1 pseudogene is annotated in these 481 nt (G+C 45.5%); it reads left to right on the plus strand.

From position 1 onward, the window contains the following. Window positions 1-348 precede the first annotated feature (348 nt). Window positions 349-481, plus strand: a pseudogene (locus SB751_RS28145) (APH(3') family aminoglycoside O-phosphotransferase); the annotation flags it as partial.

Consider the following 481-nt stretch of genomic DNA (forward strand, 5'->3'; position numbering starts at 1 on the left):
ACAGGATTAGCAGAGCGAGGTATGTAGGCGGTGCTACAGAGTTCTTGAAGTGGTGGCCTAACTACGGCTACACTAGAAGGACAGTATTTGGTATCTGCGCTCTGCTGAAGCCAGTTACCTTCGGAAAAAGAGTTGGTAGCTCTTGATCCGGCAAACAAACCACCGCTGGTAGCGGTGGTTTTTTTGTTTGCAAGCAGCAGATTACGCGCAGAAAAAAAGGATCTCAAGAAGATCCTTTGATCTTTTCTACGGGGTCTGACGCTCAGTGGAACGAAAACTCACGTTAAGGGATTTTGGTCATGAACAATAAAACTGTCTGCTTACATAAACAGTAATACAAGGGGTGTTATGAGCCATATTCAACGGGAAACGTCTTGCTCTAGGCCGCGATTAAATTCCAACATGGATGCTGATTTATATGGGTATAAATGGGCTCGCGATAATGTCGGGCAATCAGGTGCGACAATCGATAGATTGTCGC

It is taken from the genome of Cupriavidus sp. SIMBA_020 (assembly GCF_046535395.1).
GTDB lineage: Bacteria > Pseudomonadota > Gammaproteobacteria > Burkholderiales > Burkholderiaceae > Cupriavidus > Cupriavidus campinensis.